At 70.3% G+C, this 23,118-nt stretch carries 20 protein-coding genes; 8 read left to right on the top strand and 12 right to left on the bottom strand.

Annotation, left to right across the window (positions count from 1 at the left end; genetic code table 11):
- Nucleotides 1–59: 59 nt before the first annotated feature.
- The 3 genes from AC3B5L_RS06550 to guaB1 form a co-directional block, all read right to left on the bottom strand.
- Nucleotides 60–1,121 (bottom strand): hemolysin family protein, encoded by a 1,062-nt coding sequence (locus AC3B5L_RS06550; RefSeq protein WP_187663746.1) that lies wholly within the window; start codon nt 1,119–1,121, stop codon nt 60–62.
- Complete coding sequence (locus AC3B5L_RS06545) at nt 1,118–2,437, bottom strand: hemolysin family protein (RefSeq protein ID WP_060923227.1); 1,320 nt, start codon at nt 2,435–2,437, stop codon at nt 1,118–1,120. The genes AC3B5L_RS06550 and AC3B5L_RS06545 overlap by 4 nt, the downstream gene beginning before the upstream one ends.
- Nucleotides 2,438–2,550: 113 nt before the next feature.
- Nucleotides 2,551–4,005, bottom strand: a complete 1,455-nt coding sequence (guaB1, locus tag AC3B5L_RS06540) for a GMP reductase (protein ID WP_268776522.1) — start codon at nt 4,003–4,005, stop codon at nt 2,551–2,553.
- Nucleotides 4,006–4,166: 161 nt separating this feature from the next.
- Here guaB1 and AC3B5L_RS06535 point away from each other — a divergent pair, with 161 nt between their 5' ends.
- Entirely contained in the window at nt 4,167–7,850 is a 3,684-nt protein-coding gene (locus AC3B5L_RS06535) for a multifunctional oxoglutarate decarboxylase/oxoglutarate dehydrogenase thiamine pyrophosphate-binding subunit/dihydrolipoyllysine-residue succinyltransferase subunit (RefSeq protein WP_187663744.1), read from the top strand.
- 66 nt (nt 7,851–7,916) lie between these two features.
- Here the strand turns inward: AC3B5L_RS06535 and AC3B5L_RS06530 are convergent, their stop codons facing one another.
- From AC3B5L_RS06530 to AC3B5L_RS06520, 3 genes are read right to left on the bottom strand one after another with little or no spacing between them, the layout of a single operon-like run.
- Nucleotides 7,917–9,218, bottom strand: coding sequence for a GNAT family N-acetyltransferase (locus AC3B5L_RS06530; RefSeq protein WP_268776523.1), 1,302 nt, complete (start codon nt 9,216–9,218; stop codon nt 7,917–7,919).
- Nucleotides 9,219–9,268: 50 nt separating this feature from the next.
- A complete protein-coding gene (locus AC3B5L_RS06525) occupies nt 9,269–9,514 on the bottom strand; it encodes a zf-HC2 domain-containing protein (protein ID WP_025103064.1) in 246 nt (81 codons plus the stop codon).
- Nucleotides 9,511–10,173 (bottom strand): sigma-70 family RNA polymerase sigma factor, encoded by a 663-nt coding sequence (locus AC3B5L_RS06520; RefSeq protein WP_025103063.1) that lies wholly within the window; start codon nt 10,171–10,173, stop codon nt 9,511–9,513. Before AC3B5L_RS06520 ends, AC3B5L_RS06525 begins: the two co-directional genes overlap by 4 nt.
- A 66-nt stretch (nt 10,174–10,239) precedes the next feature.
- On the opposite strand from AC3B5L_RS06520, the gene aroA reads away from it, so the two are divergent.
- Genes aroA through bcp form a run of 3 tightly spaced genes read left to right on the top strand, consistent with a single transcriptional unit; the run spans nt 10,240 to nt 13,113 of the window.
- A complete protein-coding gene (gene aroA, locus AC3B5L_RS06515; RefSeq protein ID WP_259955261.1) occupies nt 10,240–11,556 on the top strand; it encodes a 3-phosphoshikimate 1-carboxyvinyltransferase in 1,317 nt (438 codons plus the stop codon).
- A 3-nt stretch (nt 11,557–11,559) separates the two neighbouring features.
- A complete protein-coding gene (rsgA, locus tag AC3B5L_RS06510; RefSeq protein ID WP_268776524.1) occupies nt 11,560–12,630 on the top strand; it encodes a ribosome small subunit-dependent GTPase A in 1,071 nt (356 codons plus the stop codon).
- A gap of 9 nt (nt 12,631–12,639) precedes the next feature.
- The gene (gene bcp, locus AC3B5L_RS06505; protein ID WP_259955259.1) at nt 12,640–13,113 is read left to right on the top strand and encodes a thioredoxin-dependent thiol peroxidase; all 474 of its coding nucleotides are present in this window, start codon (nt 12,640–12,642) and stop codon (nt 13,111–13,113) included.
- Between the two features lie 15 nt (nt 13,114–13,128).
- Here bcp and AC3B5L_RS06500 read toward each other — a convergent pair whose 3' ends face one another.
- Entirely contained in the window at nt 13,129–13,515 is a 387-nt protein-coding gene (locus AC3B5L_RS06500; RefSeq protein ID WP_187663739.1) for a hypothetical protein, read from the bottom strand.
- Between the two features lie 229 nt (nt 13,516–13,744).
- Between AC3B5L_RS06500 and AC3B5L_RS06495 the strand changes: the two genes are divergently transcribed.
- Nucleotides 13,745–13,993 carry a WhiB family transcriptional regulator gene (locus AC3B5L_RS06495; RefSeq protein WP_017203224.1) on the top strand — a complete coding sequence of 83 codons (249 nt, stop codon included), beginning with the start codon at nt 13,745–13,747 and terminating at the stop codon, nt 13,991–13,993.
- A 59-nt stretch (nt 13,994–14,052) separates the two neighbouring features.
- Here AC3B5L_RS06495 and AC3B5L_RS06490 read toward each other — a convergent pair whose 3' ends face one another.
- The gene (locus tag AC3B5L_RS06490) at nt 14,053–15,537 is read right to left on the bottom strand and encodes a sensor histidine kinase (protein WP_187663738.1); all 1,485 of its coding nucleotides are present in this window, start codon (nt 15,535–15,537) and stop codon (nt 14,053–14,055) included.
- A gap of 24 nt (nt 15,538–15,561) precedes the next feature.
- Nucleotides 15,562–15,948 (bottom strand): Rv3235 family protein, encoded by a 387-nt coding sequence (locus tag AC3B5L_RS06485; protein ID WP_187663737.1) that lies wholly within the window; start codon nt 15,946–15,948, stop codon nt 15,562–15,564.
- A 185-nt stretch (nt 15,949–16,133) separates the two neighbouring features.
- Here AC3B5L_RS06485 and AC3B5L_RS06480 point away from each other — a divergent pair, with 185 nt between their 5' ends.
- Nucleotides 16,134–16,748, top strand: a complete 615-nt coding sequence (locus AC3B5L_RS06480) for a hypothetical protein (protein ID WP_259955253.1) — start codon at nt 16,134–16,136, stop codon at nt 16,746–16,748.
- Nucleotides 16,749–16,751: 3 nt separating this feature from the next.
- Here AC3B5L_RS06480 and AC3B5L_RS06475 read toward each other — a convergent pair whose 3' ends face one another.
- Nucleotides 16,752–17,030: a helix-turn-helix domain-containing protein gene (locus AC3B5L_RS06475; protein ID WP_259955251.1), complete on the bottom strand. Its 279-nt coding sequence runs from the start codon at nt 17,028–17,030 to the stop codon at nt 16,752–16,754.
- Nucleotides 17,031–17,128: 98 nt separating this feature from the next.
- Between AC3B5L_RS06475 and AC3B5L_RS06470 the strand changes: the two genes are divergently transcribed.
- Both AC3B5L_RS06470 and AC3B5L_RS06465 read left to right on the top strand, forming a co-directional pair.
- The gene (locus tag AC3B5L_RS06470) at nt 17,129–17,749 is read left to right on the top strand and encodes an SAF domain-containing protein (protein ID WP_363445937.1); all 621 of its coding nucleotides are present in this window, start codon (nt 17,129–17,131) and stop codon (nt 17,747–17,749) included.
- Nucleotides 17,746–19,026 (top strand): CpaE/TadZ family protein, encoded by a 1,281-nt coding sequence (locus tag AC3B5L_RS06465; protein ID WP_259955248.1) that lies wholly within the window; start codon nt 17,746–17,748, stop codon nt 19,024–19,026. Before AC3B5L_RS06470 ends, AC3B5L_RS06465 begins: the two co-directional genes overlap by 4 nt.
- Here AC3B5L_RS06465 and AC3B5L_RS06460 read toward each other — a convergent pair.
- Together AC3B5L_RS06460 and secA are read right to left on the bottom strand one after the other, a co-directional pair.
- Nucleotides 18,917–20,143 (bottom strand): pyridoxal phosphate-dependent aminotransferase, encoded by a 1,227-nt coding sequence (locus AC3B5L_RS06460; protein WP_259955247.1) that lies wholly within the window; start codon nt 20,141–20,143, stop codon nt 18,917–18,919. The two genes, AC3B5L_RS06465 and AC3B5L_RS06460, sit on opposite strands and share 110 nt — an antisense overlap.
- 67 nt (nt 20,144–20,210) lie before the next feature.
- Complete coding sequence (secA, locus tag AC3B5L_RS06455) at nt 20,211–23,015, bottom strand: preprotein translocase subunit SecA (protein ID WP_490096316.1); 2,805 nt, start codon at nt 23,013–23,015, stop codon at nt 20,211–20,213.
- Nucleotides 23,016–23,118 lie beyond the last annotated feature (103 nt).

Genomic DNA, 23,118 nt, shown 5'->3' with positions numbered 1-23,118 from the left:
CGCCCACGACGAAGGCCGCCGGTTCCCGTGGGAGCCGGCGGCCTTCGCGTGTCGCGACGTCAGTGACCGCGGACGCGACGGGTCGCGTCCTGCACCTCGCCGACGAGCTCCTCGAGGATGTCCTCCAGGAACAGCACGGCGGTCGTCTCCCCCCGCGCGTCGCGGACCTTGGCCAGGTGACGGCCCGCACGTCGCATGACGGCGAGGGCGTCCTCCAGGTCGGTGTCCTCCTGCACGGGCACCATGTGATGGATGCGCTTGCCGGGGATCGGCTCGAGCACCTTGGCTTCGGCGTCCGGCCCCTCGGAGGCCCGCAGGATGTCCTTGAGGTGGACGTAGCCGATCGGGACGTCCTCGTCGTCGACGATCACGTAGCGCGAGAACCCGTAGCGGGCCACCGCCTTCTCGATGTCGTCCGGCGTGGTCGTCTGCGGCAGTGTGACCAGGTCGCTCAGCGGCACGGCCACGTCGCGGGCCTTCTTGTCGGTGAACTCCACCGCGGCCGTCACCGTGCCCGCGGTGTCCATGAGCACGCCCTCCCGGCGCGACTGACTGACGATCGTCGCCACCTCATCGAGCGTGAAGGTCGACGCCGCCTCGTTCTTCGGCTCCACCCGGAACAGGCGCAGCACACCGTTCGCCGCCGCGTTCAGCAGCCAGATCACCGGCATGAACACCTTCGACACCCACACCAGCGGCGTCGCCAGGAGCAGCACGGCCCGGTCCGGAATCGAGAACGCGAGGTTCTTCGGCACCATCTCGCCGAACACGACGTGCAGGAACGACACGATGAGCAGCGCGATCGTGAACGACACGACGTCCACCGCACCATCCGACCAGCCCACGGCGTGCAGCGGCACGGCGAGCAGGTGGTGGATGGCGGGCTCGGAGACGTTCAGGATGAGCAGCGAGCAGATCGTGATGCCGAGCTGCGAGGTCGCGAGCATGAGCGTCGCGTGCTCCATGGCGTACAGCGCCGTCTTGGCGGGACGCGAGCCGCGCTCCGCCTTCGGCTCGATCTGCGAGCGCCGCGCGGAGATCACCGCGAACTCGGCGCCGACGAAGAACGCGTTCGCCGCCAGCAGGACGACGAGCCAGGCGAGGCCTCCCCAATCGCTCACAGGGACACCCCCTCGATGATGACGGCATCCGGTCTCGGGACGTAGCGCACCCGATCCACCCGGCGTCCGTCCATGCGGACCACCTGCAGGGTGCCGCTCTCCAGGGGCACCTCGTCGCCGACGACAGGCACCCGCTCCAGAACGCTCATGACGTAGCCGCCGACCGTGTCGTACACATCGCCCTCCGGCACCTCGACGCCCGCGCGGCTGCGCAGCTCGTCCGGGCGCAGCTCGCCGGGGAAGGTCACCCCGTCGCGGTTCCGGATGATCCCGGCCCTCGTCCGGTCGTGCTCGTCGGAGACCTCGCCGACGAGCTCCTCCACGAGGTCCTCCAGGGTCACGATGCCGGCGGTCCCGCCGTACTCGTCGACGACGACCGCGAGCTGGTAACCCCGGCCGCGGAGGTCCGAGATGAGCGCGTCGACATGGGCGGTCTCCGGCACGCGGAGCGGATCGGTCGCGAGAGCGCCGACGGGCACCTCGGCGCGACGCTCCCGCGGCACCGAGATGGCGGCCTTGAGGTGCACGACGCCGGTGATGTCGTCGAGGTCCTCGTCGAACACCGGGAAGCGGCTGTGGCCCGTGCGCCGGGCGAGCTGGATCACGTCGTCCACGGAGTCGCCGGCGGCGATCGCGTGCATGCTCGGGCGCGCCGTCATGACGTCCGCCGCCGTGAGCCGGGAGAAGGTGAGCGTGCGGTCCAGCAGCGTGGCGGTGTCGGCCTCCAGAACTCCGGCGCTCGCCGACCGTCGCACGAGCGACGACAGCTCCTCCGCGCTGCGCGCGCCGGAGAGCTCCTCCTTGGGCTCGATGCCCATGCTGCGCAGCACGCCGTTGGCGCTGCCGTTCAGCACGACCACCGCCGGCTTGAACACCGTCGTGAAGGCGATCTGGAAGGGCACCACGAGCTTGGCCGTGGCCAGGGGCAGCGCCAGCGCGAAGTTCTTCGGGACGAGCTCGCCGAGGATCATCGAGAGCACCGTCGCGACGAACATCGCCACCACGGTCGCGATGGGAGCGACGGCGGCTTCCGGGATGTTCCAGGCGACCAGCGTGGGACGCAGGAGGTTCGACAGCGCCGGCTCCATCGTGTATCCGGTCAGCAGCGTGGTCAGCGTGATGCCGAGCTGTGCAGACGAGAGATGCGTCGACGTGTGCCGGAGAGCGCTGATCGTCAGGGAGAGGCGGGACTCCCCGCGCGCCTGCCGCGCCTCCAGATCCGCGCGGTCGAGGTTCACGAGGGCGAACTCGCTCGCCACGAAGAGGCCGGTGCCGACCGTGAGCAGAAGCCCCACGCCCAACATGATGTAGTCCATCAGATCTTCCTCTCCGGGGAGAGAACGGGACGGTGGGGCGATGTTCGGCAACTGGGAGGGTCGTCCATAGTGCGCTCGATTCTACAGAAGCGGACTGTGGACGCGGCAGGCGATCACCAACTGACCGGCAGCGCCTTGCCCTCCTCGTATCCCGCCGCGGACTGCAGTCCGACGAGGGCGCGCTCGTGGAACTCCGGCACGGTCGCAGCACCGGCGTACGTGAAGGACGACCGCACGCCCGAGGTGATCATGTCGAGCAGGTCCTCCACTCCCGGCCGCAGCGGGTCGAGATAGATCTTCGAGGAGGAGATGCCTTCGGCGAACAGCTCCTTGCGCGCCCGCTCGTACGCGTCGAGCCGACCGAACCGCGCCTGCACGGCCTTCGTGGACGCCATCCCCCACGACTCCTTGAACAGCCGCCCGTCCGCGTCGCGCTGGAGCTCCCCCGGGGCCTCGATCGTCCCGGCGAACCAGGAGCCGACCATGACGGAGGCGGCACCGGCCGCGAGCGCGAGGGCGACGTCGCGGGGGTAGCGCACCCCGCCGTCGGCCCAGACGTGCGCTCCGGCCTCGGCGGCGGCCTCGGCGGTCTCCAGCACCGCGGAGAACTGCGGACGACCGACCGCCGTCATCATCCGGGTCGTGCACATCGCCCCGGGGCCGACGCCGACCTTGAGGATCGAGGCGCCCGCGTCGACGAGATCCCGGACGCCGTCCGCGGTGACGATGTTCCCCGCGACGATCGGGAGCCCGAGGCCGAGGGACGCGACCTCCTGCAGCGCCCGGAGCATGCCCTCCTGGTGACCGTGCGCGGTGTCGACGACGAGCACGTCCACGCCGGCGGCCGCGAGCGCCTTCGCCTTGGCCGCCACATCGCCGTTGATGCCGACCGCCGCGGCCACCGCGAGGCGGCCGTCGGCGTCCACGGCCGGGCGGTACAGGGTGGCGCGCAAGGCGCTGCGCGCGCTCAGCGTCCCGACGAGGTGGCCGTGGTGCACGACGGTGACGATCTCGACGTCCGCCTCGGTGATGACGTCGAAGGCGTGACGCTCGGAGCCGATGTCGTCCGCGTCGATGGACGGCGTCCCCCGGTGCACGAGGTCGCCGAGCTGTGCATCGGGCAACGCGGTCGCCAGACGCGTCGCCGGAAGGACGCCGACGATGCGGTCCACAGCGATCGGCGCCGCCCCGTGGGCCACGACGATCCCGTGTCCCACGGCGGCCGGAAGCAGGCGGAGCGCGTCGGCGACGGTCGCCTCCGGGGGCAGCACGAGCGGCGTGTCCCAGAGCACCGGCTGCCCCTTCACGTCGCGGATCGCGGCGTCGAGCTCCTGGAGCGGCAGGTCCTGCGGGAGCACGCCCAGCGCCCCGCGGCGTGCGAGCACGGCGGCGATACGCGGCCCTGTCACCGAGTTCATGTTCGCGGCGACGAGCGGCAGCGTCGCGGGCGTGCCGTCGTGCGGGGCGAGATCGACCTGCAACCGACTGGTGACGGCCGAACGGCGCGGCACCAGGAAGACATCCGAGTAGGTCAGATCGACGGTCGGCTGCGCACCTGAGAACTCCATGCCTCCACGGTACCCAGATCGGCGCGGCGCGGGTCGCTCTCTTCGACGTCTCCCCGGTCGAAACAGGTTAGGCTTGGTGGTCGAGAGTGTGCGGGCCCGAGCGCATCCTGCGTCGTGCGTCCGCATCGGAGATCTTCAGCGATGAAAGAGGGCGATAGAGCGTGTCGAACCAGGTGACCGGCGTCGGTGGCGACGGGGGGTTCGGAGCCAATTCCTGGCTCGTCGAAGAGCTCTACGAGCAGTTCAAGGAGAACCGCGACTCGGTCGACAAGGAGTGGTGGCCCATCCTGGAGAAGTACCACTCCGAGACCACCGCAGGCGGAGGCGCTGCTGCTCCCACCGCGACGACGGCCCCGGCACACCCCGTGACCGCGCCCATCCCGGTGATCGGCTCGCAGCCCGTCGCCCGCACCACGGCGAAGCCCGCGGCGTCCGCCCCGATCCCCGCCCAGGCGCCGAAGCCGAAGCAGGAATCCAAGGAGGCGCAGCCGCCCTCCGAGGAGGACAAGGTCACCCCGCTGCGCGGTCTGCCGAAGACCCTCGCCGCGAACATGGACGAGTCCCTCACCGTCCCCACCGCGACGAGCGTGCGCACGGTCCCCGCCAAGCTGATGATCGACAATCGCATCGTCATCAACAACCACATGGCCCGCACCCGCGGCGGCAAGGTCAGCTTCACCCACCTCATCGGCTGGGCGCTCATCCGCACCCTCGACGAGTTCCGCAGCCAGAACGTCTTCTACGCCGAGATCGACGGCAAGCCCTCCGTCGTGGCCCCGGCGCACGTCAACCTCGGCATCGCGATCGACCTGCCCAAGCCGGACGGCACCCGCGCCCTGATGGTCCCGAGCATCAAGCGCGCCGACACCATGACCTTCACCGAGTACCTCGCCGCCTACGAGGACCTCGTCACCCGCGCACGCTCCAACAAGCTCACCGCCGCCGACTTCCAGGGCACCACGGTCTCGCTGACCAACCCGGGCGGCATCGGCACGGTCCACTCGGTCCCGCGTCTCATGAAGGGCCAGGGCTGCATCATCGGCGCCGGTGCCCTCGAGTACCCGGCCGAGTTCCAGGGCGCCAGCGACAAGACGCTCAACGAGCTCGCGATCGGCAAGACGATCACGCTCACCAGCACCTACGACCACCGCGTCATCCAGGGCGCCGGCTCCGGCGAGTTCCTCAAGAAGGTGCACGAGCTGCTGATCGGCCAGCGCGGCTTCTACGACGACATCTTCGCCGCGCTGCGCATCCCGTACGCGCCCATCCGCTGGAACCCCGACATCGCGGTCGACCTCGCCGAGCGCGTCGACAAGCAGTCGCGCGTGCAGGAGCTCATCAACTCCTTCCGCGTGCGCGGTCATCTCATGGCCGACATCGATCCGCTCGAGTACCGGCAGCGCTCGCACCCGGACCTCGAGATCGAGAGTCACGGGCTGACGTTCTGGGATCTCGACCGCGAATTCGTCACCGGCGGCTTCGGCGGGCGCCGCGTCGCGAAGCTCCGCGACATCCTCGGCGTGCTGCGCGACTCGTACTGCCGCACGCTCGGCATCGAGTACATGCACATCCAGGACCCGGAGCAGCGCCGCTGGTTCCAGGACAAGGTCGAGGTCAAGTACCAGAAGCCCGGCCATGACGAGCAGCTGCGCGTGCTGCGCAAGCTCAACGAGGCCGAGGCCTTCGAGACCTTCCTGCAGACGAAGTTCGTCGGTCAGAAGCGCTTCTCCCTCGAGGGCGGCGAGTCGCTGATCCCGCTCCTCGACGAGATCCTCCAGGGCGCGGCCACCGCCGGTCTCGAGGGTGCCGCGATCGGCATGGCCCACCGCGGTCGCCTGAACGTGCTCACCAACATCGCCGGGAAGACCTACGGCCAGGTCTTCCGCGAGTTCGAGGGCACGCAGACCCCCGGCAACCAGCGCGGCTCCGGCGACGTGAAGTACCACCTCGGCACCGAGGGCACCTTCGTCGCCGACGACGGCTCCTCGCTCCCCGTGTACCTGGCCGCCAACCCCTCGCACCTGGAGACGGTCGACGGCGTGCTCGAGGGCATCGTCCGCGCCAAGCAGGACCGCAAGCCCATCGGCACCTTCGCCTGGCTGCCGATCCTCGTCCACGGCGACGCGGCCTTCGCCGGCCAGGGCGTCGTCGTCGAGACGCTGCAGATGTCGCAGCTGCGCGGCTACCGCACCGGCGGCACGATCCACGTGGTCGTCAACAACCAGGTCGGCTTCACCACGACGCCGAGCGACGCCCGCACCTCGGTGTACGCCACCGACGTCGCCAAGACGATCCAGGCACCCGTCTTCCACGTGAACGGCGACGACCCCGAAGCGGTCATCCACGTGGCCCAGCTCGCGTTCGAGTACCGCGAGCGCTTCCACCGCGACGTCGTGATCGACCTCGTCTGCTACCGCCGACGCGGTCACAACGAGGGCGACGACCCCTCGATGACGCAGCCGCTGATGACCGACCTCATCCAGGCGAAGCGCTCCGTCCGCCGCCTGTACACGGAGTCGCTCGTCGGTCGCGGTGACATCACCGAGGAGGAGTACGACGAGGCCAAGGCCGACTTCCAGAACCGTCTGGAGATCGCCTTCGCCGAGACGCACGCCGCCGAGACCGGAGCCACCCCGATCGCCCCGGAGGAGGCCCCGCAGGTCGAGGACCAGGTCGGAGCCCCCGAGGTCACCGGTGTCCCCGCGGAGGTCATCCGCCTCATCGGCGATGCGTTCGTGAACAAGCCCGAGGGCTTCACCGTGCACCCGAAGATCCAGCAGCTGCTGGAGAAGCGTCTCGACATGAGCCGCAACGGGAACATCGACTGGGGCTTCGGCGAGCTGCTCGCCTTCGGGTCGCTTCTCGTCGAGGGCACTCCGGTGCGCCTCGCCGGCCAGGACTCGCGCCGCGGGACGTTCGTACAGCGTCACGCCGCGCTCCATGACCGGGCGAACGGCCAGGAGTGGCTGCCGCTGTCGAATCTCTCCGACGCCCAGGGCCGCTTCTTCGTCTACGACTCCCTCCTCAGCGAATACGCCGCACTCGGCTTCGAGTACGGCTACTCCGTGGAGGCTCCCGAGGCCCTGGTGCTCTGGGAGGCGCAGTTCGGCGACTTCGTCAACGGCGCGCAGTCGGTCATCGACGAGTACATCTCCGCCGCGGAGCAGAAGTGGGGTCAGCAGTCCAGCGTCACCCTCCTGCTCCCCCACGGCTACGAGGGCCAGGGGCCGGACCACTCCTCCGCACGCATCGAGCGGTTCCTGCAGCTGTGCGCACAGGACAACATGATCGTGGCGCGTCCGTCGACGCCGGCGTCGCACTTCCACCTGCTGCGCCGTCAGGCCTATGCGCGCCCGCGCAAGCCGCTGATCGTGTTCACCCCGAAGGCGATGCTGCGCCTGCGGGGAGCGACGAGCCCGGTCGAGGCGTTCACCGGCGGTCGGTTCGAGCCGGTCATCGACGACGACCGCGGTCTCGATCGTTCCGCCGTGAAGCGCGTCCTCGTGCACAGCGGCAAGGTGCACTGGGACCTCCGCGCCGAGCTGGAGAAGAACCCGAACCCGGAGATCGCCCTGGTGCGTCTGGAGCAGCTCTACCCGACACCCATCGACGAGCTGAAGAAGATCACCGACTCGTACCCGAACGCCGAGCTCGTATGGGTGCAGGAGGAGCCGGAGAACCAGGGCGCCTGGCCGTTCCTGGCCCTCGCGTTCGCGGATGTCCCCGGCGACCGCTCCTTCCGCCCCGTGTCGCGTCCGGCTTCGGCGTCTCCGGCGACGGGCTCGTCCAAGGTGCACGCCACCGAGCAGGCCGCTCTGATCCGCGCGGCGGTGACCCTCGGCTGATCCGCTCTCGGACGACGAGAAGGGCGCCCCGGCTTCGGCCGGGGCGCCCTTCTCGTCGTCCGGGGATCAGTACCAGATGTCGAGGGACGGAGCCGGGAAGGCGACGAACGCGCGGTCCAGGGCCTCGACGGCCGCGGGCGCGCCGGCGATCCGGCCCGCACCGTGCAGCGCGGCGACACGGATACTGCCTGCGTAGATCGACGAGAGCGCGGAGACGTCGAGGACGAGGTCCGCCCCGGTATCCGGAGCCGCCTCGACGCGCGCCCGCCCCTCGGCGTCGATGCGCAGACGCCACGTGCCCGCGGCGAAACCGAGCGCGTCCTCGATGCGGAGCACCGTGTCCAGGGGCGCGGCGTAGGACCGGGCCGTGAGCGCGGCGGGGACGTCCAGGACGCGGAGCCAACCGTGGTCGTGCACCTCCTGGGTGACCCCGCGCGGGTCTCCGACGAGCCACGGCAGCGGGTCGTCGAGAGGACGGAGGTCGGCGGTCACCTCGTCCACGAGATCGTGCTGCAGCGCGAATCGCCACAATGCGGCCGTCGCCTCCGCCGTCTCGCCGACGAGCAGACGCACGTGCAGCGCGAACCGGAAAGTGCCCCCGCGCTCGGCGAGGTGGAACGCCATCACGCCGCGCACCTGCCCGGACTCGTCGCGATAGCGGATACCGCGCACCCGGTCCCGGTCGGTGTCTGTGCTCGCGAGCCCGCTGATGCCCGCCCAGCGGGCCGGCCATCCGGGGACCTGCCCCGATCGGGCGATACGCGCCCGCTCGTGCGCCTCCGCCAGCGCGGCCGCGAGCTCTTCGCGCTCGAGGTACTCGACGCCGCCCGCGGGACCGGGCCCCGCCCATCCGGCGCGGCGGACGTCGACGGTGAACCGCGACACCGGGACGGCAGAGCCGAAGCCGTACCGTCCGTAGATCGTCGCCTCGGACACCGTGAGCCCGGCGACCGGGAGACCGGCGTCGGAGGCGGCGCGCAGCTCCCCCTCCAGCAGCGCCCGCGCGATGCCACGACGACGATGGGTGCCGGCCACAGTGACTCCGCTGATCGCCCACATGCCGATCTCACCGCCGGGGATCGTCAGCGGAGTCACCCAGGAGTCGATGGTCGCCACGGGGAAACGGTCGGCCGGGGTGTCGGGCTCGTACACGCCGATGTTGCGCCGGCTCCTCAGGGTGCCGACGCCTTCCTCGCGAGCCGCCTCCGAGGGGTCGGCGCCGAGGAACCCGCGCGCCATCGCTCGCTGGAAGGCGGCCACCCGCGCCGAGTCCGTCGTATCGAGGACCCGGTAGTCGAGGTCCTGTGCCGCGAGGCGGTCGACGGAGGTCTGGTCAGCGGGGATCCCGCGCGCATCGATGAGGGCCATGCACACAGCCTACGGGCGGTCTCCGACGCCCCGCACGCGCTCGCAGCGCCTCAGTGCTGTGCGGCCTGGACCTCGCGCAGCCGGGCGAACACCTGGTCGCGCAGCTCCTCGGGAGCGGTCTCCTTGCAGGCACGGGCGATCACCTCGGTGAGGGTCGTCGCCACCAGAGCCTCGTCCCGGCACGCCGGGCAGTTCTCCAGGTGCTCGCGGATCTCGGCGTGCTCCGTCTTGCACACCTCATTGCGGAGGTACTCCTCCAGATCCTGACGGGCCTTGTCGCAGCCGCAGTCGCTCATTTCTTGCTCCTCGGGTCAGCCGCGGCGATTCCCCGCTCCGCGGCGTAGTCGGCCAGCAGCTCCCGCAGCATCCGCCTGCCACGGTGCAGACGGCTCATGACGGTGCCGATGGGGGTCTTCATGATGTCGGCGATCTCCTGGTACGCGAAGCCCTCGACGTCGGCGAGGTACACCGCGAGACGGAAGTCCTCCGGGACTGCCTGCAGCGCGTCCTTGACGACCGACGCCGGCATGCGGTCGATGGCCTCGGCTTCGGCCGACCGGCTGTGCGAGGCCGTCGTCGACTCGGCGCCGCCGAGCTGCCAGTCCTCGAGCTCGTCGATGGTGCCCTGGAACGGTTCGCGCTGCCGCTTCCGGTAGATGTTGATGTACGTGTTGGTGAGGATCCGGTACAGCCACGCCTTCAGGTTCGTTCCCTGCGCGAAGGTCGACCACGACCCGTAGGCCTTGACGAAGGTCTCCTGCACGAGATCGGCGGCGTCCGCGGGATTGCGCGTCATGCGCATCGCGGCGGCGTAGAGCTGGTCCATGAAGGGGAGCGCCTGCTCCTCGAACTCGCGCCGAGGGTCGCCGACGGTGGCTGCGGTTGCGGTGTCGTCCATCACCGGCCAGTCTAGGCGGCTGAGGTCGATCACCTCGCGTTCCAGCGTCGCAGGCATCCTCTTCCCTTCGCACCGAAGCCGCCTCTCACGAGGACGGCGTTGCGTTTACTAAGGTGAGAACCGATGAGCGCCAAAAGGTATTCCCCCACCCGTGTGCAGGGCGCCTACCCCGCGCCCACGATCGACGGCCCGGTCCACGCCGAGCTCACGATCCCCGGGTCCAAGTCCCTCACCAACCGCGAGCTCCTCATCGCGGCCATCGCGGACGGCCCCGGCCGCCTGATCGCGCCGCTGCACTCTGACGATTCGCAGCGCATGGTGGAGGCCCTCCGCGCGCTCGGCGTCGGCATCGAGGAGGTCGACGCCGGCCACGAGTTCGGTCCCGACCTCGTGATCACGCCCGGCAAGCTCCGCGGCGGCACGACGATCGACTGCGGCCAGGCCGGGACCGTCATGCGCTTCATCGCGCCGCTGGCCGGCCTCGCCGAGCAGGACGTCCACCTCACCGCGCACGAGACGGCTCTGCACCGACCCATGGGCGGGCTCATCAGCGCCCTGCGCGACCTCGGCGTCGACATCGACGACGAGGGAACCTGGGCCCTCCCGTTCACCATCCGCGGCCACGGTCACATCCGCGGCGGTCGCGTGGAGATCGACGCGTCGGCCTCCAGCCAGTTCGTGTCCGGGCTGCTTCTGGCCGCTCCACGCTTCGACGTCGGCCTGCACCTCGTGCACACCGGCGAGCGGCTGCCGAGCCTGCCGCACATCGACATGACCATCGAGGCCCTCAGCCGCCGTGGCATCCGCATCGAGCGCCCCGCGGTCGGCGAGTGGCTGGTGGAGGCCGGGGTCCCCCGCGCCAAGGAGATCCCCATCGAGCCGGATCTCTCCAATGCGGCACCGTTCCTCGCGGCCGCGCTCGTCACCGGCGGCTCCGTCGCGATCACCGGCTGGCCGGCGCACTCGACCCAGCCCGGGGCGCTGCTGCCCGAGATCCTGCAGGCTGCAGGCGCCCACGTCAGCCGTCACGGCGGGGTCCTCACCGTGCGCGCCGGTTCCGGCATCCGCGGGCTCGATCTCGACCTCTCCGCCGCCAGCGAGCTGACGCCGACCCTCGTGGGTCTCGCGGCCTTCGCCGACGGCCCCACGACGATCCGGGGCATCGGCCACATCCGCCTCCACGAGACCGATCGCATCGCGGCGCTCGTCGGCAACCTGCGCGCTCTGGGCGGGACCGCCGAAGAGCTCCCCGACGGCATCCGCATCGTGCCGGGCCCGCTCCGCGGTGGCTCCTGGGCGGCGCACCACGACCACCGGATGGCGACGACCGGCGCGCTCATCGGCCTCCGCGTCCCCGACGTCGTGATCGACGACATCGGCACCACCGCCAAGACCCTCCCGGAGTTCACCACGCTCTGGGAGCGGATGCTGCGAGGCTGACGGGTGAGCTGGCTGAACGACGCCGACGACCTCGAGGACGACTTCGAGGACTACGACGAGAGCAGCATCCGGACCCGCCCGAACCCGAAGGCCAACCGGCCGCGCACCAAGCGGCGCCCCGCGCACGAGGACGCGCAGGTCGGCCGCGTCCTGGGTGTGGACCGGGGCCGGTACTCCGTACTCCTCGACGAGGACACCCCGCAGGAGCGCACGATCACCGCCGCCCGCGCCCGCGAGCTGCGGCGCACGCCGATCGTCACGGGCGACCAGGCCCGCGTCGTCGGCGACACCTCGGGAGACGAGGGCACGCTCGGGCGGATCGTGGGGATCGTCGAGCGGACCTCGCTCCTGCGTCGCAGCGCCGACGACACCGACGAGGTCGAACGGGTGATCGTGGCGAACGCGGACCAGATGCTCATCGTCGTCGCCGCGGCCGATCCCGAGCCGCGTGCCCGCCTGGTCGACCGCTACCTCGTGGCGGCCCTCGACGCCGGGATCCGCCCCCTCCTCGTGGTGACGAAGACCGATCTCGCCGACCCGGCGCCCTTCCTCGCGCACTTCGACGGCCTCGACCTCCGCGTCTTCACGAGCGCACAGGACGAGATGCCCGTCGACGAGATCGGCGCGGCGCTCATCGGCCACTCGACCGTCTTCGTCGGGCACTCCGGCGTGGGCAAGTCGACCCTCGTGAACGCCCTGGTCCCGACCGCGGGCCGCGCCACCGGACACGTGAACCAGGTCACCGGCCGGGGACGCCACACCTCCTCCTCCACCGTGTCCCTCCGCTACGAGGGCCCAGGCGGCACGGGCTGGGTCATCGACACCCCCGGCGTGCGCTCCTTCGGGCTGGGGCACGTCGAGCCCGCGAACATCCTCGCCGCCTTCACCGAGCTCGCCGTCATCGCGGGGGACTGCCCGCGCGGCTGCACGCACCTGCCGGACGCGCCGGACTGCGCCCTCATCGAGGCAGCGGAGCGCGGCGAGCTGAGCGAGACGGGGCGGGCGCGGCTGGACTCGCTGCAGCGGCTGCTGCAGACCTTCGCCGACAAGGCGGAGCAGCCGCCCGGACGGTAGGCTGGGGGCGTGACCGAACGCCTGGAAACCGGAACCGCCGCCCCCGACTTCGCTCTGCTCGACCAGGACGGGAACACCGTCCGGCTGGCCGATCTGCGCGGCACGAAGACCGTGCTGTACTTCTACCCCGCGGCGATGACCCCGGGGTGCACCACCGAGGCCTGCGACTTCCGCGACAGCATCTCTTCGCTCCAAGGCGCCGGGTACCAGGTCGTCGGCGTCTCGAGGGACGAGCCTGCGAAGCTGGCCGCCTTCCGCGACCGCGACGGTCTCACCTTCCCGCTGCTCAGCGACCCCGACCACGCAGTGCACGAGGCGTACGGCGCCTGGGGCGAGAAGATGAACTACGGCAAGGTCGTCGAAGGCGTCATCCGCTCGACCTTCGTCCTCGACGAGGACGGCATCATCACGAGTGCCCAGTACAACGTGAAGGCCACCGGCCACGTCGCGCGTCTGCGCAAGCAGCTCGGCATCGACGCCTGACGCGTCGCGGCGGAGTCACTCCGCTTCGCGCCTCGTCCCCTCACGGCGTGCGCTCGCGATGAGGAGGGCGAAGCCGGCGACGGCGGGAACCCCGAGGCCGAGCACGAACACCCACGGGATCGGCGGCAGCGTGAGGGCGCCGAGCGCCAGGGCGATCGCGAGGACCTGGAACACCACCCCGCCCGATCGCGCCCAGGAGCGCCCGGCGCGGGTGCCGAAGGCGAAGGCTCCCAGTGCCGCAGCACCGATCAGGGTCAGGACGATGAGAGCGATGGCCGTCGGCAGCGATGCGGCGTCCCCTGCCCCGAGTCCCGCCATCTCGATGGCCGCGAAGACGAGCAGGGCGACCGCTTCGACGGCCAGGACGGCGGCGGCGGCGCGGGCGATTCCCGGTGCGCGCACGTGGTCCTCCCGGGGATCGAATGACGAGAAAACCCTTGATTTCAGGGTATTCATGTAACAGAATAGAGAAAGTCATGTGCTCCCACAGCGGCGTGGGGCGAACGTTCGCGTTCGCATCACAATCAGCGGGCATCCGCCCGTATCTCAACAGGGTAGCGGAACCCGAACCGTCGCCCGAATCGAGAGGTCGCATCGCGACATCTCATGAAATCCACACCGAGGAGCCCCCATGGACTGGCGTGACAAGGCCGCCTGCCTGACCGTCGACCCCGAACTGTTCTTCCCGGTCGGCAACACCGGCCCGGCCGTCGACCAGATCGAGAAGGCGAAGACCGTCTGCGCGACGTGCACGGTCACCGAGATCTGCCTGCAGTACGCCCTGGAGACCAGCCAGGACTCGGGCGTCTGGGGCGGCCTGTCCGAGGACGAGCGCCGCGCGCTCAAGCGCCGCGCCGCCCGCGCCCGCCGCGCCTCCTGAGATCCGAGAAGCGGCCTGAGACACCGTCTCAGGCCGCTTCTGCGTGTTCCGACGAGGCGTCAGCGCTCGAGCCAGCGCAGCGGGATGTCGATGACCACCTCGGTCCCCTCACCCTCGCTCCCCCGCCAGTCGATCGTGCCGCCGAGCTCGCCCTGGATCAGGGTGCGGATGATCTGCGTGCCGAGGCCCTGACCGATCCGGCCCTCCGGGAGCCCGTGGCCGGTATCGCGAACCGTCACCCGGAGGTTGTCCTCGGTGCGCTTCGCGTCGATCGTGACGACGCCCTCCTGCCCGGCGAGGCCATGCTCCACCGCGTTCGTGACCACCTCCGTCAGGGCGAGGGCGAGCGGCGTGGCGTATTCGCTCGGGAGCACGCCGAAGTGTCCCGTCGACTGCGTGCGGGCCCGCGTGTTGGGAGCCGACGCCACCTCGGCGACGAGCTTGAGGACACGATGGAAGACCTCGTCGAAGTCGACCTTCTGCGTGAGGCCCTGAGCGAGGGTGTCGTGGACGACCGCGATCGCATCGACGCGGCGCATGGCCTGCGTGAGAGCATCCCGCGCCTCGTCGGAGTGCGTGCGTCGCGCCTGGATCCGGAGCAGGGACGCCACCGTCTGCAGATTGTTCTTGACCCGGTGGTGGATCTCGCGGATCGTCGCGTCCTTGGTGATGAGCTCCTGCTCCTGGTGGCGCAGCTCCGAGACGTCGCGGCAGAGCACGATCGCCCCGATGCGGGTGCCGTGATCCTTCAGGGGGATGGCACGGAGGGAGACCGTCACCCCCCGCGCCTCGATGTCGGTCCGCCAGGGCGCCCGCCCCGTGACCACCACGGGCAGCGACTCGTCCACCTGGCGGGACGGCGGTACGAGCCGGGTGGTCACCTCGGCCAGGGACTCGCCCTCCAGCTCGTCGTCGAAGCCCATCCGATTGAACGCGGACAGGGCGTTGGGGCTGGCGAAGGTCGTGATGCCGTCCACGTCGATCCGGATGAGACCGTCCGATGCCCGAGGCGCACCGCGGCGCGGCGATGTCGGCGCTGCGGGGTCGGGGAAGCTGCCGTCCGCGATCATGCGGAACAGGTCGTTGGCACACTCGTCGAAGGTGATCTGCTGACGCGACGGCGTGCGGACCTCCCCGAGGTTGGTGTGCCGCGTCACCACCCCGATCACGCGCGGAGCCTTGTCCTCGCCGCGCCGCTCGATCACGATCGGGACCGCGCGCACCCTGGTCGGTGTCTCCTCGAACCAGTCGGGCGAGGACGAGTCGACGATCTCCGCCGACTCGAAAGCGCCGTGCACCTGCGTGCGCCACTGCGGGCGCACCCGCTCCCCGACGATGTCCCGGTAGAAGAGCGTCGCCGCACCGCTCGGTCGCGCGTGAGCGACGGCGACGAACGAGCCGTCGTCCGTCTGGATCCACAGGACGATATCGGCGGAGGCGAGGTCCGCGAGGAGCTGTCCGTCACCGGCGAGCCGGTGCAGCCACTCCACGTCGTCGTCGGTCAGAAGGCCCTGGGCCTGGGCGAGATCACTGAGGGTTGACACCTCACCAGCCTAGGCTCCCCCGCCTCAGAGGATGGCGAGCGACGTCGCGCGCCACCGTCGGTCCAGCCCCTCGAGTCGGATGGCCACGGCACGGGTGCGCCCCGGGCCCGCGACCACGACGACCGCCTCGACGATGCCGTCCCGCGGGTGCGTCACCCGCACCGTCCGGATGACGAAGGTGGGTCGGGTCGGCGCGACACCGCGAGCACTGCGCGCGCGGGCGGCGAGGTTGGCCCTGGTGACGACGCTGCGGTACGCCTCCTCGCTGAACCAGCGGGCGAGCTGATCCACCTCCCGCACTCCGGCGAGGGCCTCGAGCGCCCCCTGGGTGAGGCTCCGCACGAGGAGCACGGGGTCCGGAAGCTCATCGGCCGGAGTGGGCTGCGGTCCGAAGTACTCGGCCAGCATCATCTCGATCTCCCCTCGGAGGCGTCGGCGAGCCGTCAGTAGAACACGTTCCCGGTACGGCACGGTCGGCGCAGGAGGAGGTCTGTGGACAACCCGTAGATTCCGCGCTTCGGGCGAGGGCCGGGGCGACCGTCCGCGCGGATGTGGATAACTCGGACGACACGATGTCCGCCCCTACGCTCGGTCGGGTGCACTGGGATTCCCTCTTCGACGACCTGGAAGGACAGCTCGCCGCGGAGTGGGAGGCGGAACGCGCCGCCCGCGACGCCGAGTCCGAGCGACTCCGCATCGCTCGACTCGACCTGCGCGCTCGATTGCGCCATCTGTGCGCCGCGAACATCGAAGCGACACTCCACCTCGTCGACGGGGCTCACCTGCCCGTCGGCCTGCGGTCCCTGGGCGTGGACTGGCTCGCCGCCGTCTCGCGCGTGCCCCAGGGCGCGCGCGTGCCGAGCTCCATGCTGCTGATCCCGATGACATCCGTGCTCGGACTCACGCTCGACCACGGATCGATGCTGGGCAGCCTCGCCGACGACACGAACGGTGGAGCGACCAGGCTCCGCGAACGGATGACCTTGGGGTTCGCCCTCCGCGACCTCGCGCGTCGCCGTCTTCCGGTGCAGCTCCGCCTCCTCGTCGGCGACGATCTCCACGGAACCATCGATCGCGCCGCCGCCGACCACCTCGATCTCGCCGAGCACGACAGCGGCGCCACCCGCCGGGCCGACGCGGTACGGGGCTTCCGGATCGTGCCGTACGCCGCCCTCGCCGCGATCCGCGTGCAGGGAGCTCCGACTCTCTGACGATCAGGGACGCCGTGACGCGGCGGGTCCCCACAGCTCGGGGAAGCTCGCGGCCTGCGACTGCCGCCACAGGGCCATCCGCCGCGCCTCCTCCACCTGCGCGGCCAGGTACTCCTCGATGCTCGACTCCTCGATGCGCCAGCGCGCGGGCGCACCGAGGGGGGCGCCGCGAAGGTCTCCGGCATGGACGAGCGCGATCACCTCGTCCACATCGATGCTCAGCAGCTCTGCCACCTGCGCAGGCGCGAGGAAACGGGGGGTGTGCGGGTGCGGGGGTGTCATGCCCTCATTCTGGGCGCGCAGGGCGGAGGAGGTGCGGGGTGGCGAGAGCTTGTGGATAACTCGACGGCCCTGGTGGCCGCTTCTGTGACCATATCGCCATGGCCCCGCTCTCCCGTTCCCCTCGTCGCTTCCGCGGAGATGCCCGCTTCGCGGTGGGCATCGTGCTCGTCCTGGCGTCGATGGCCGGCGTCTGGTTCGTGCTCACCTCATCCGATCAGGCGACGCCGGTGCTTCAGGCGCAGCGCACGATCGTCCGCGGAGAAGTCCTCCGCGCCTCCGACTTCGCGACCGTCGATGTGGCGCTGGGGGCCGTGTCCGACGAGTACGTCCGGCCAGGCCAGCTCGACACGGGCCAGGTCGCGGCCCGGACGCTATCGGAGGGCGAGCTGGTGCCCAGGACGGCGATGACGACGGCAGCGGACAGCCGTACGACGACGGTCGTCGTCGCGAGCAGCGTGGGCCTTCCCGAAGACGTGGAGGCCGGAACCGAGGTCGAGATCTGGCAGGCGCCCCTGCGCGAGGACGGGCGCTCCTATGACGAGCCCCGCATCCTCGTCGGAGACGTCGTCGTGCGTGCCGTCCTCGAGCGGGAGGGGCTCCTGGCGGACACCACCGCGGAGCTGGAGATCGTGATCGACCGGAGCGATGTCGCGGCGGTCCTCGCCGCGGTCACCGGCGGTGCGGCACTCTCCGTGGTCCCGGTCGGGGCAGGGTCGTGAGCGTCGTCCTCATCGCGGTGGCCGCGCCGCGGGCCGACGAGCTGGTCGCCGAGCTGGAGTGGGAGGGCGTCTCGGCCGCCAGCATCCCCTCCGCCTCCGCGGCGATGATCACGTCTCGTCTGCATCCGGAGGTGGAGGCCGTCGTCGTTCCCGCGAGCAGGGCTGTGCTGACCACCGAACTGCTGTCCACGTGCGACCGCGCCGGCATCCGCGTCCTCACACTCGGAGGCGCGGACGGTCGCGCCGCGATACGGATGGGCCTCGCCCCTCCCCTGCGCGCGGACGCAGCGGGGTGGGAGATCGCGGCGGCACTGTCCGCCGACCTTCAGCCCGTCGCCCCGGCTCCGTCGGCTCCGCCCCGGGTCATCGCCGTCTGGGGTCCGCACGGGGCGCCGGGGCGGTCGACGGTCGCCGTCCAGCTCGCCGTGGAGCTGGCGCGCCGCGGACGCCGGACGGCGCTGGTCGATGCGGACACCGTGGCCCCCGCTCTCGCGCTGCTCCTCGGGATGGACGATGACGCCCCGGGCCTCGCCGCCGCCTGCCGTCGCGCCGAGGCCGGCGCGCTCGATCCGGCGGAACTGACCCGCCTCTCCACCCGCCTCGCAGCCGGAGGTGCCGAGGTCGATGTGCTGGCCGGGCTCAACCGCCCCAACCGCTGGCCGGAGCTGTCCGATGCGCGGGTCCGGGCGACGCTCTCCCTCTGCCGGACATGGACGGAGGAGACCGTCGTGGACGTCTCGGCCGCCGTCGACGCGGACGAGGAGGCGACCTACGACGTGGTCGGCCCGCGGCGGCACGCGGCGACCGTCGCAGCGCTGAGCGAGGCGGACCGGGTCGTGGCGGTGGCGGCAGCGGATCCGTTGGGGATCAGCCGATTCCTCCGCGACCACGCCGAGCTCCGGCGCCTCGTGGGCCAGACGCCGGTGACGGTGGTCGTGAACCAGGTCCGTCCCGGCCCCCTCGGCCTCGATGCCCGGAGTCAGATCCGTCGCACGCTGGAGCGGTTCGCCGGGCTCACCGACATCGTCTTCCTTCCCCTGGATCGGCGCGCCGTCGACGCGGCTCTCCTCCATGCCCGGCCGATCTCGGACGTCGCGCCGCGGTCGGCGCTCGTCGCTGCCGTCCGTCGGCTCGCGGCCGGTCTCGAGCCGTCCGCCCCCCCGACGACTACTGGCGGTAGCTCGACAGGAAGTTCCCGAGGCGCTCGACGGCTTCGCTCAGCACTCGCGGCTCTGGCAGGGTCACGAGCCGCAGGTGATCAGGCGTCGGCCAGTTGAACCCGGTGCCCTGCACGAGGAGGATGTGCTCCGAGACGAGCAGGTCGTAGACGAGTTTGGCGTCATCGCGGATCTCGTGCACGTTCGGGTCCAGTCGGGGGAACGCGTAGAGAGCGCCCTGGGGCTTCACGCAGGAGACGCCGGGAATGGCCTCCAACCCTTCCCAGGCGATGTCGCGCTGCTCGTGAAGACGCCCCGTCGGGGCGATGAGGGCGTCGATCGACTGGACTCCGGACAGCGCCGCCTGCACGGCATGCTGGGCAGGGACGTTCGGGCAGAGCCGGGTCGACGCCAGCAGGGTGATCCCCTCGATGAACCCCTTGGCATGGTCCTGGGGACCCGTGACGACCATCCACCCGGAGCGGTAGCCGGCGACGCGGTAGGTCTTGGACAGTCCGTTGAAGGTGAGGCAGAGAAGATCAGGGGCGAGAGTCGCCGTCGGGATGTGCACCGCGTCGTCGAAGAGGATCCGGTCGTAGATCTCGTCGGAGAGGATGAGGAGCTGGTGCTCCCGCGCGATCTGCACGAGTCCCTCCAGCACCTGCCGCGAGTAGACCACGCCGGTGGGGTTGTTCGGGTTGATGATCACGAGCGCCTTGGTGCGCGGGGTGATCTTCGACCGGATGTCCTCCGGGTCGGGCTGCCAGTCGTCGTCCTCGTCGCAGAGGTAGTGCACGGGGGTGCCGCCGGCGAGGCTCGTCATTGCCGTCCAGAGCGGGTAGTCGGGAGCGGGGATGAGGACCTCGTCCCCTTCGTCCAGCAGCGCCTGCATGGTCATGGTGATCAGCTCGGAGACGCCGTTGCCGAGGTAGACGTCGTCCGGATCGAAACGCGGGAACCCGTCGATCTCCTCGTACCGGCTCACGACGGCGCGGCGAGCCGAGATGATGCCCTTGCTGTCGCTGTAGCCGTGGGCCGTGGGGAGCGCGGCGAGCATGTCGTGCACGATCTGATGCGGGGCGTCGAACCCGAAGATCGCCGGATTGCCGGTGTTCAGCTTGAGGATCCGGTGGCCCTCTGCTTCCAGTCGCGCCGCCTCGACGAGGGCGTTTCCGCGGATCTCGTACAGGACGTTCTTGAGCTTCGACGACTGGTCGAAGGTGCGCGATGGTGTCATCGATCAAGCCTACAGGGACGAAAGGAGGGCCAATCCGCACGGACTGGCCCTCCTTCTCACCCGGGGGCTACTTCTTCTTCTTGCTCTGCGCGCGGCGCTGCTCGCGGTTGCCCGCGGCCGGGGCGCTCTGCTCCGTGCGCTGCCCGAAGGCCCCGCGCGGAGCCTCCTCGGGCTCGGCGGCCTGCGGTGCCTGAGCGCGCGCGGCGGCCTGACGCATCCGGTCGGTCGCGGCCTGCTGCACCTGGCCCCGGTCGTTGCGGACCTCGACCTCTCCGGCGTCGTTGGCGGCCGAGTACTCCAGCCTCTGCTCTCCGCCGTCGTTGGCGAGGCCCTTCGCCTCGACCTCCGCGGTCTCGGCGTCGCCCGCGCGACGGACCTCGACCTCGAGGTTGTAGAGGTAGCCGACCGACTCCTCCTTGATCTGGCCCATCATCGACTGGAACATCGCGTAGCCCTCGCGCTGGTACTCGATGAGCGGGTCACGCTGCGCCATCGCCCGCAGGCCGATGCCGTCCTTGAGGTAGTCCATCTCGTACAGGTGGTCGCGCCAGCGGCGGTCGAGCACCTGCAGGACCACGCGACGCTCGAGCTCGCGGGTCGCGGCCTCGCCCAGCGACTCCTCGCGCTTCTCATACGCGATCTTCGCGTCCGAGAGCAGCTCGCGCGTGAGACCCTCGGCGGTGATGCCGCCCTTGCGGCCTGCGGCCTCGGAGACGACCTCGTCGATCGTGACGCTCACCGGGTAGAGCGTCTTCAGCTCGGTCCAGAGGGCGTCGAAGTCCCAGCTCTCGTTGTGTCCCTCGCCGGTGTGATCGCGCACGACGCCGCTGATCGCGTCCTCGATGAAGTGCTGCACCCGGTCGGCGATGTCGTCGCCCTGGAGGATCTGTCGACGGTCGGCGTAGATCGCCTCACGCTGACGGTTGAGGACGTCGTCGTACTTGAGGACGTTCTTGCGCATCTCGGCGTTGCGGGCCTCGACCTGCGACTGCGCGCTGCGGATCGCGCGGGACACGAGGCCCGACTCGATCGGCACATCGTCCGGGAAGTTCGTGCGGGCCAGGATCGCCTCGGCGGCACCCGACTGGAACAGACGCATGAGGTCGTCGGTGAGGCTCAGGTAGAAGCGGCTCTCGCCCGGGTCGCCCTGACGGCCGGAACGACCGCGCAGCTGGTTGTCGATGCGGCGCGACTCGTGGCGCTCGGTGCCGAGCACATAGAGGCCACCGGCCTCGATGACCTTCTCGGCCTCCTCCTCGACGACCTTCTTCATCGCCTCGTAGGTCTCGTCCCAGGCGACCTCGTACTCCTCCGGCGTCTCCACCGGGTCGAGCCCCTTCGCCTTCAGCTCCTGCACCGCGAGGAACTCGGCGTTACCACCGAGCATGATGTCCGTGCCTCGACCGGCCATGTTCGTCGCGACCGTCACGGCACCGAGCCGACCGGCGCGGGCGACGATCTCCGCCTCGCGCGCGTGGTTCTTCGCGTTGAGGACCTCGTGCTTGACGCCCTTCTTCGCGAGCAGCCGCGACAGGTATTCGCTCTTCTCGACGCTGGTGGTGCCCACGAGCACGGGCTGACCGCTCGCGTGGCGCTCCGCGATGTCCTCGACGACCTGCGCGAACTTCGCCGCCTCGTTCTTGTACACGAGATCCGGCTGGTCCTTGCGGATCATCGGCCTGTTCGTGGGGATCGGGATGACGCCGAGCTTGTACGTCGACATGAACTCGGCGGCCTCGGTCTCGCCCGTACCGGTCATGCCGGCGAGCTTGTCGTAGAGGCGGAAGTAGTTCTGCAGCGTGACGGTGGCGAGGGTCTGGTTCTCGGCCTTGACCGGCACGCCCTCCTTCGCCTCGATCGCCTGGTGGATGCCCTCGTTGTAGCGGCGGCCGACGAGGATACGGCCGGTGTGCTCGTCGACGATCATGACCTCGTCGTTCATGACGACGTAGTCGGTGTCCTTCTTGAAGAGCGCGAGCGCCTTGATGGAGTTGTTCAGGAACGAGATCAGCGGCGTGTTGGCCGACTCGTAGAGGTTGTCGATGCCGAGGTAGTCCTCGACCTTCTCGATGCCGGGCTCCAGGACGCCGACGGTGCGCTTCTTCTCGTCGACCTCGTAGTCCTCACCGGCGACGAGCGTGCGCGCGATCTTGGCGAACTCGGCGAACCAGCGGTTCGCCTCACCGGACGACGGCCCGGAGATGATCAGAGGCGTGCGTGCCTCGTCGATGAGGATGGAGTCCACCTCGTCGACGATCGCGAAGAAGTGCTCGCGCTGGACGAGGTCCTCCTTGCGCCAGGCCATGTTGTCGCGGAGGTAGTCGAAGCCGAACTCGTTGTTCGTCCCGTAGGTGATGTCGGCGGCGTACTGCTCGCGGCGCACGGCGGGTGTCTGCCCGGACACGATGATGCCCGTCGTCATGCCGAGCGCGCGGTAGACACGACCCATGAGCTCCGCCTGGTAGCTCGCGAGGAAGTCGTTCACGGTGATGACGTGCACGCCCTCGCCCGCGATCGCGTTCAGGTAGGCGGGGAAGGTCGCGACGAGGGTCTTGCCCTCACCGGTCTTCATCTCCGCGATGTTGCCGAGGTGCAGGGCCGCGCCACCCATGATCTGCACGTCGTACGCGCGCATGCCGAGCGTCCGCTTCGCGGCTTCGCGCACCGCGGCGAACGCCTCCGGCATGAGCTGGTCGAGCGTCTCGCCCTTCTCGTACCGGGCGCGCAGCTCGGCGGTCTCGTTGCGCAGCTCGTCGTCCGTGAGCTGGGAGATGTCCTCCTCGAGGGCGTTCACCGCCTTCACCACCTGGTTCAGACGGCGGATGATCCGCCCCTCACCTGCACGCAGCAGCTTCTCAAGAGGATTCGCCACGGATGTCATCTCCCTGTCATTGGGTCATTCGCCGGTCGTCGCGAGGCGAGCGACAGGCATGCTTTGCCATGTTACCGGGCTGTGACCTCCACGTCGCCTGCAA

The sequence above is a fragment of the Microbacterium sp. C-MGS6 genome, from assembly GCF_058140415.1.
The sequence above is the reverse complement of the archived record's forward strand: the minus strand, read 5'-3'. Positions and strand labels throughout refer to the sequence as shown.

Coding starts and splice junctions, on each gene's coding strand:
- AC3B5L_RS06545 (WP_060923227.1), bottom strand. CDS start 2,437: ATGGACTACATCATGTTGGGCGTGGGGCTTCTGCTCACGGTCGGCACC.
- guaB1 (WP_268776522.1), bottom strand. CDS start 4,005: ATGGAGTTCTCAGGTGCGCAGCCGACCGTCGATCTGACCTACTCGGAT.
- AC3B5L_RS06530 (WP_268776523.1), bottom strand. CDS start 9,218: ATGGCCCTCATCGATGCGCGCGGGATCCCCGCTGACCAGACCTCCGTC.
- AC3B5L_RS06525 (WP_025103064.1), bottom strand. CDS start 9,514: ATGAGCGACTGCGGCTGCGACAAGGCCCGTCAGGATCTGGAGGAGTAC.
- AC3B5L_RS06520 (WP_025103063.1), bottom strand. CDS start 10,173: ATGCCTGCGACGCTGGAACGCGAGGTGATCGACCTCAGCCGCCTAGAC.
- aroA (WP_259955261.1), top strand. CDS start 10,240: ATGAGCGCCAAAAGGTATTCCCCCACCCGTGTGCAGGGCGCCTACCCC.
- AC3B5L_RS06495 (WP_017203224.1), top strand. CDS start 13,745: ATGGACTGGCGTGACAAGGCCGCCTGCCTGACCGTCGACCCCGAACTG.
- AC3B5L_RS06485 (WP_187663737.1), bottom strand. CDS start 15,948: ATGATGCTGGCCGAGTACTTCGGACCGCAGCCCACTCCGGCCGATGAG.
- AC3B5L_RS06475 (WP_259955251.1), bottom strand. CDS start 17,030: ATGACACCCCCGCACCCGCACACCCCCCGTTTCCTCGCGCCTGCGCAG.
- AC3B5L_RS06470 (WP_363445937.1), top strand. CDS start 17,129: ATGGCCCCGCTCTCCCGTTCCCCTCGTCGCTTCCGCGGAGATGCCCGC.
- AC3B5L_RS06460 (WP_259955247.1), bottom strand. CDS start 20,143: ATGACACCATCGCGCACCTTCGACCAGTCGTCGAAGCTCAAGAACGTC.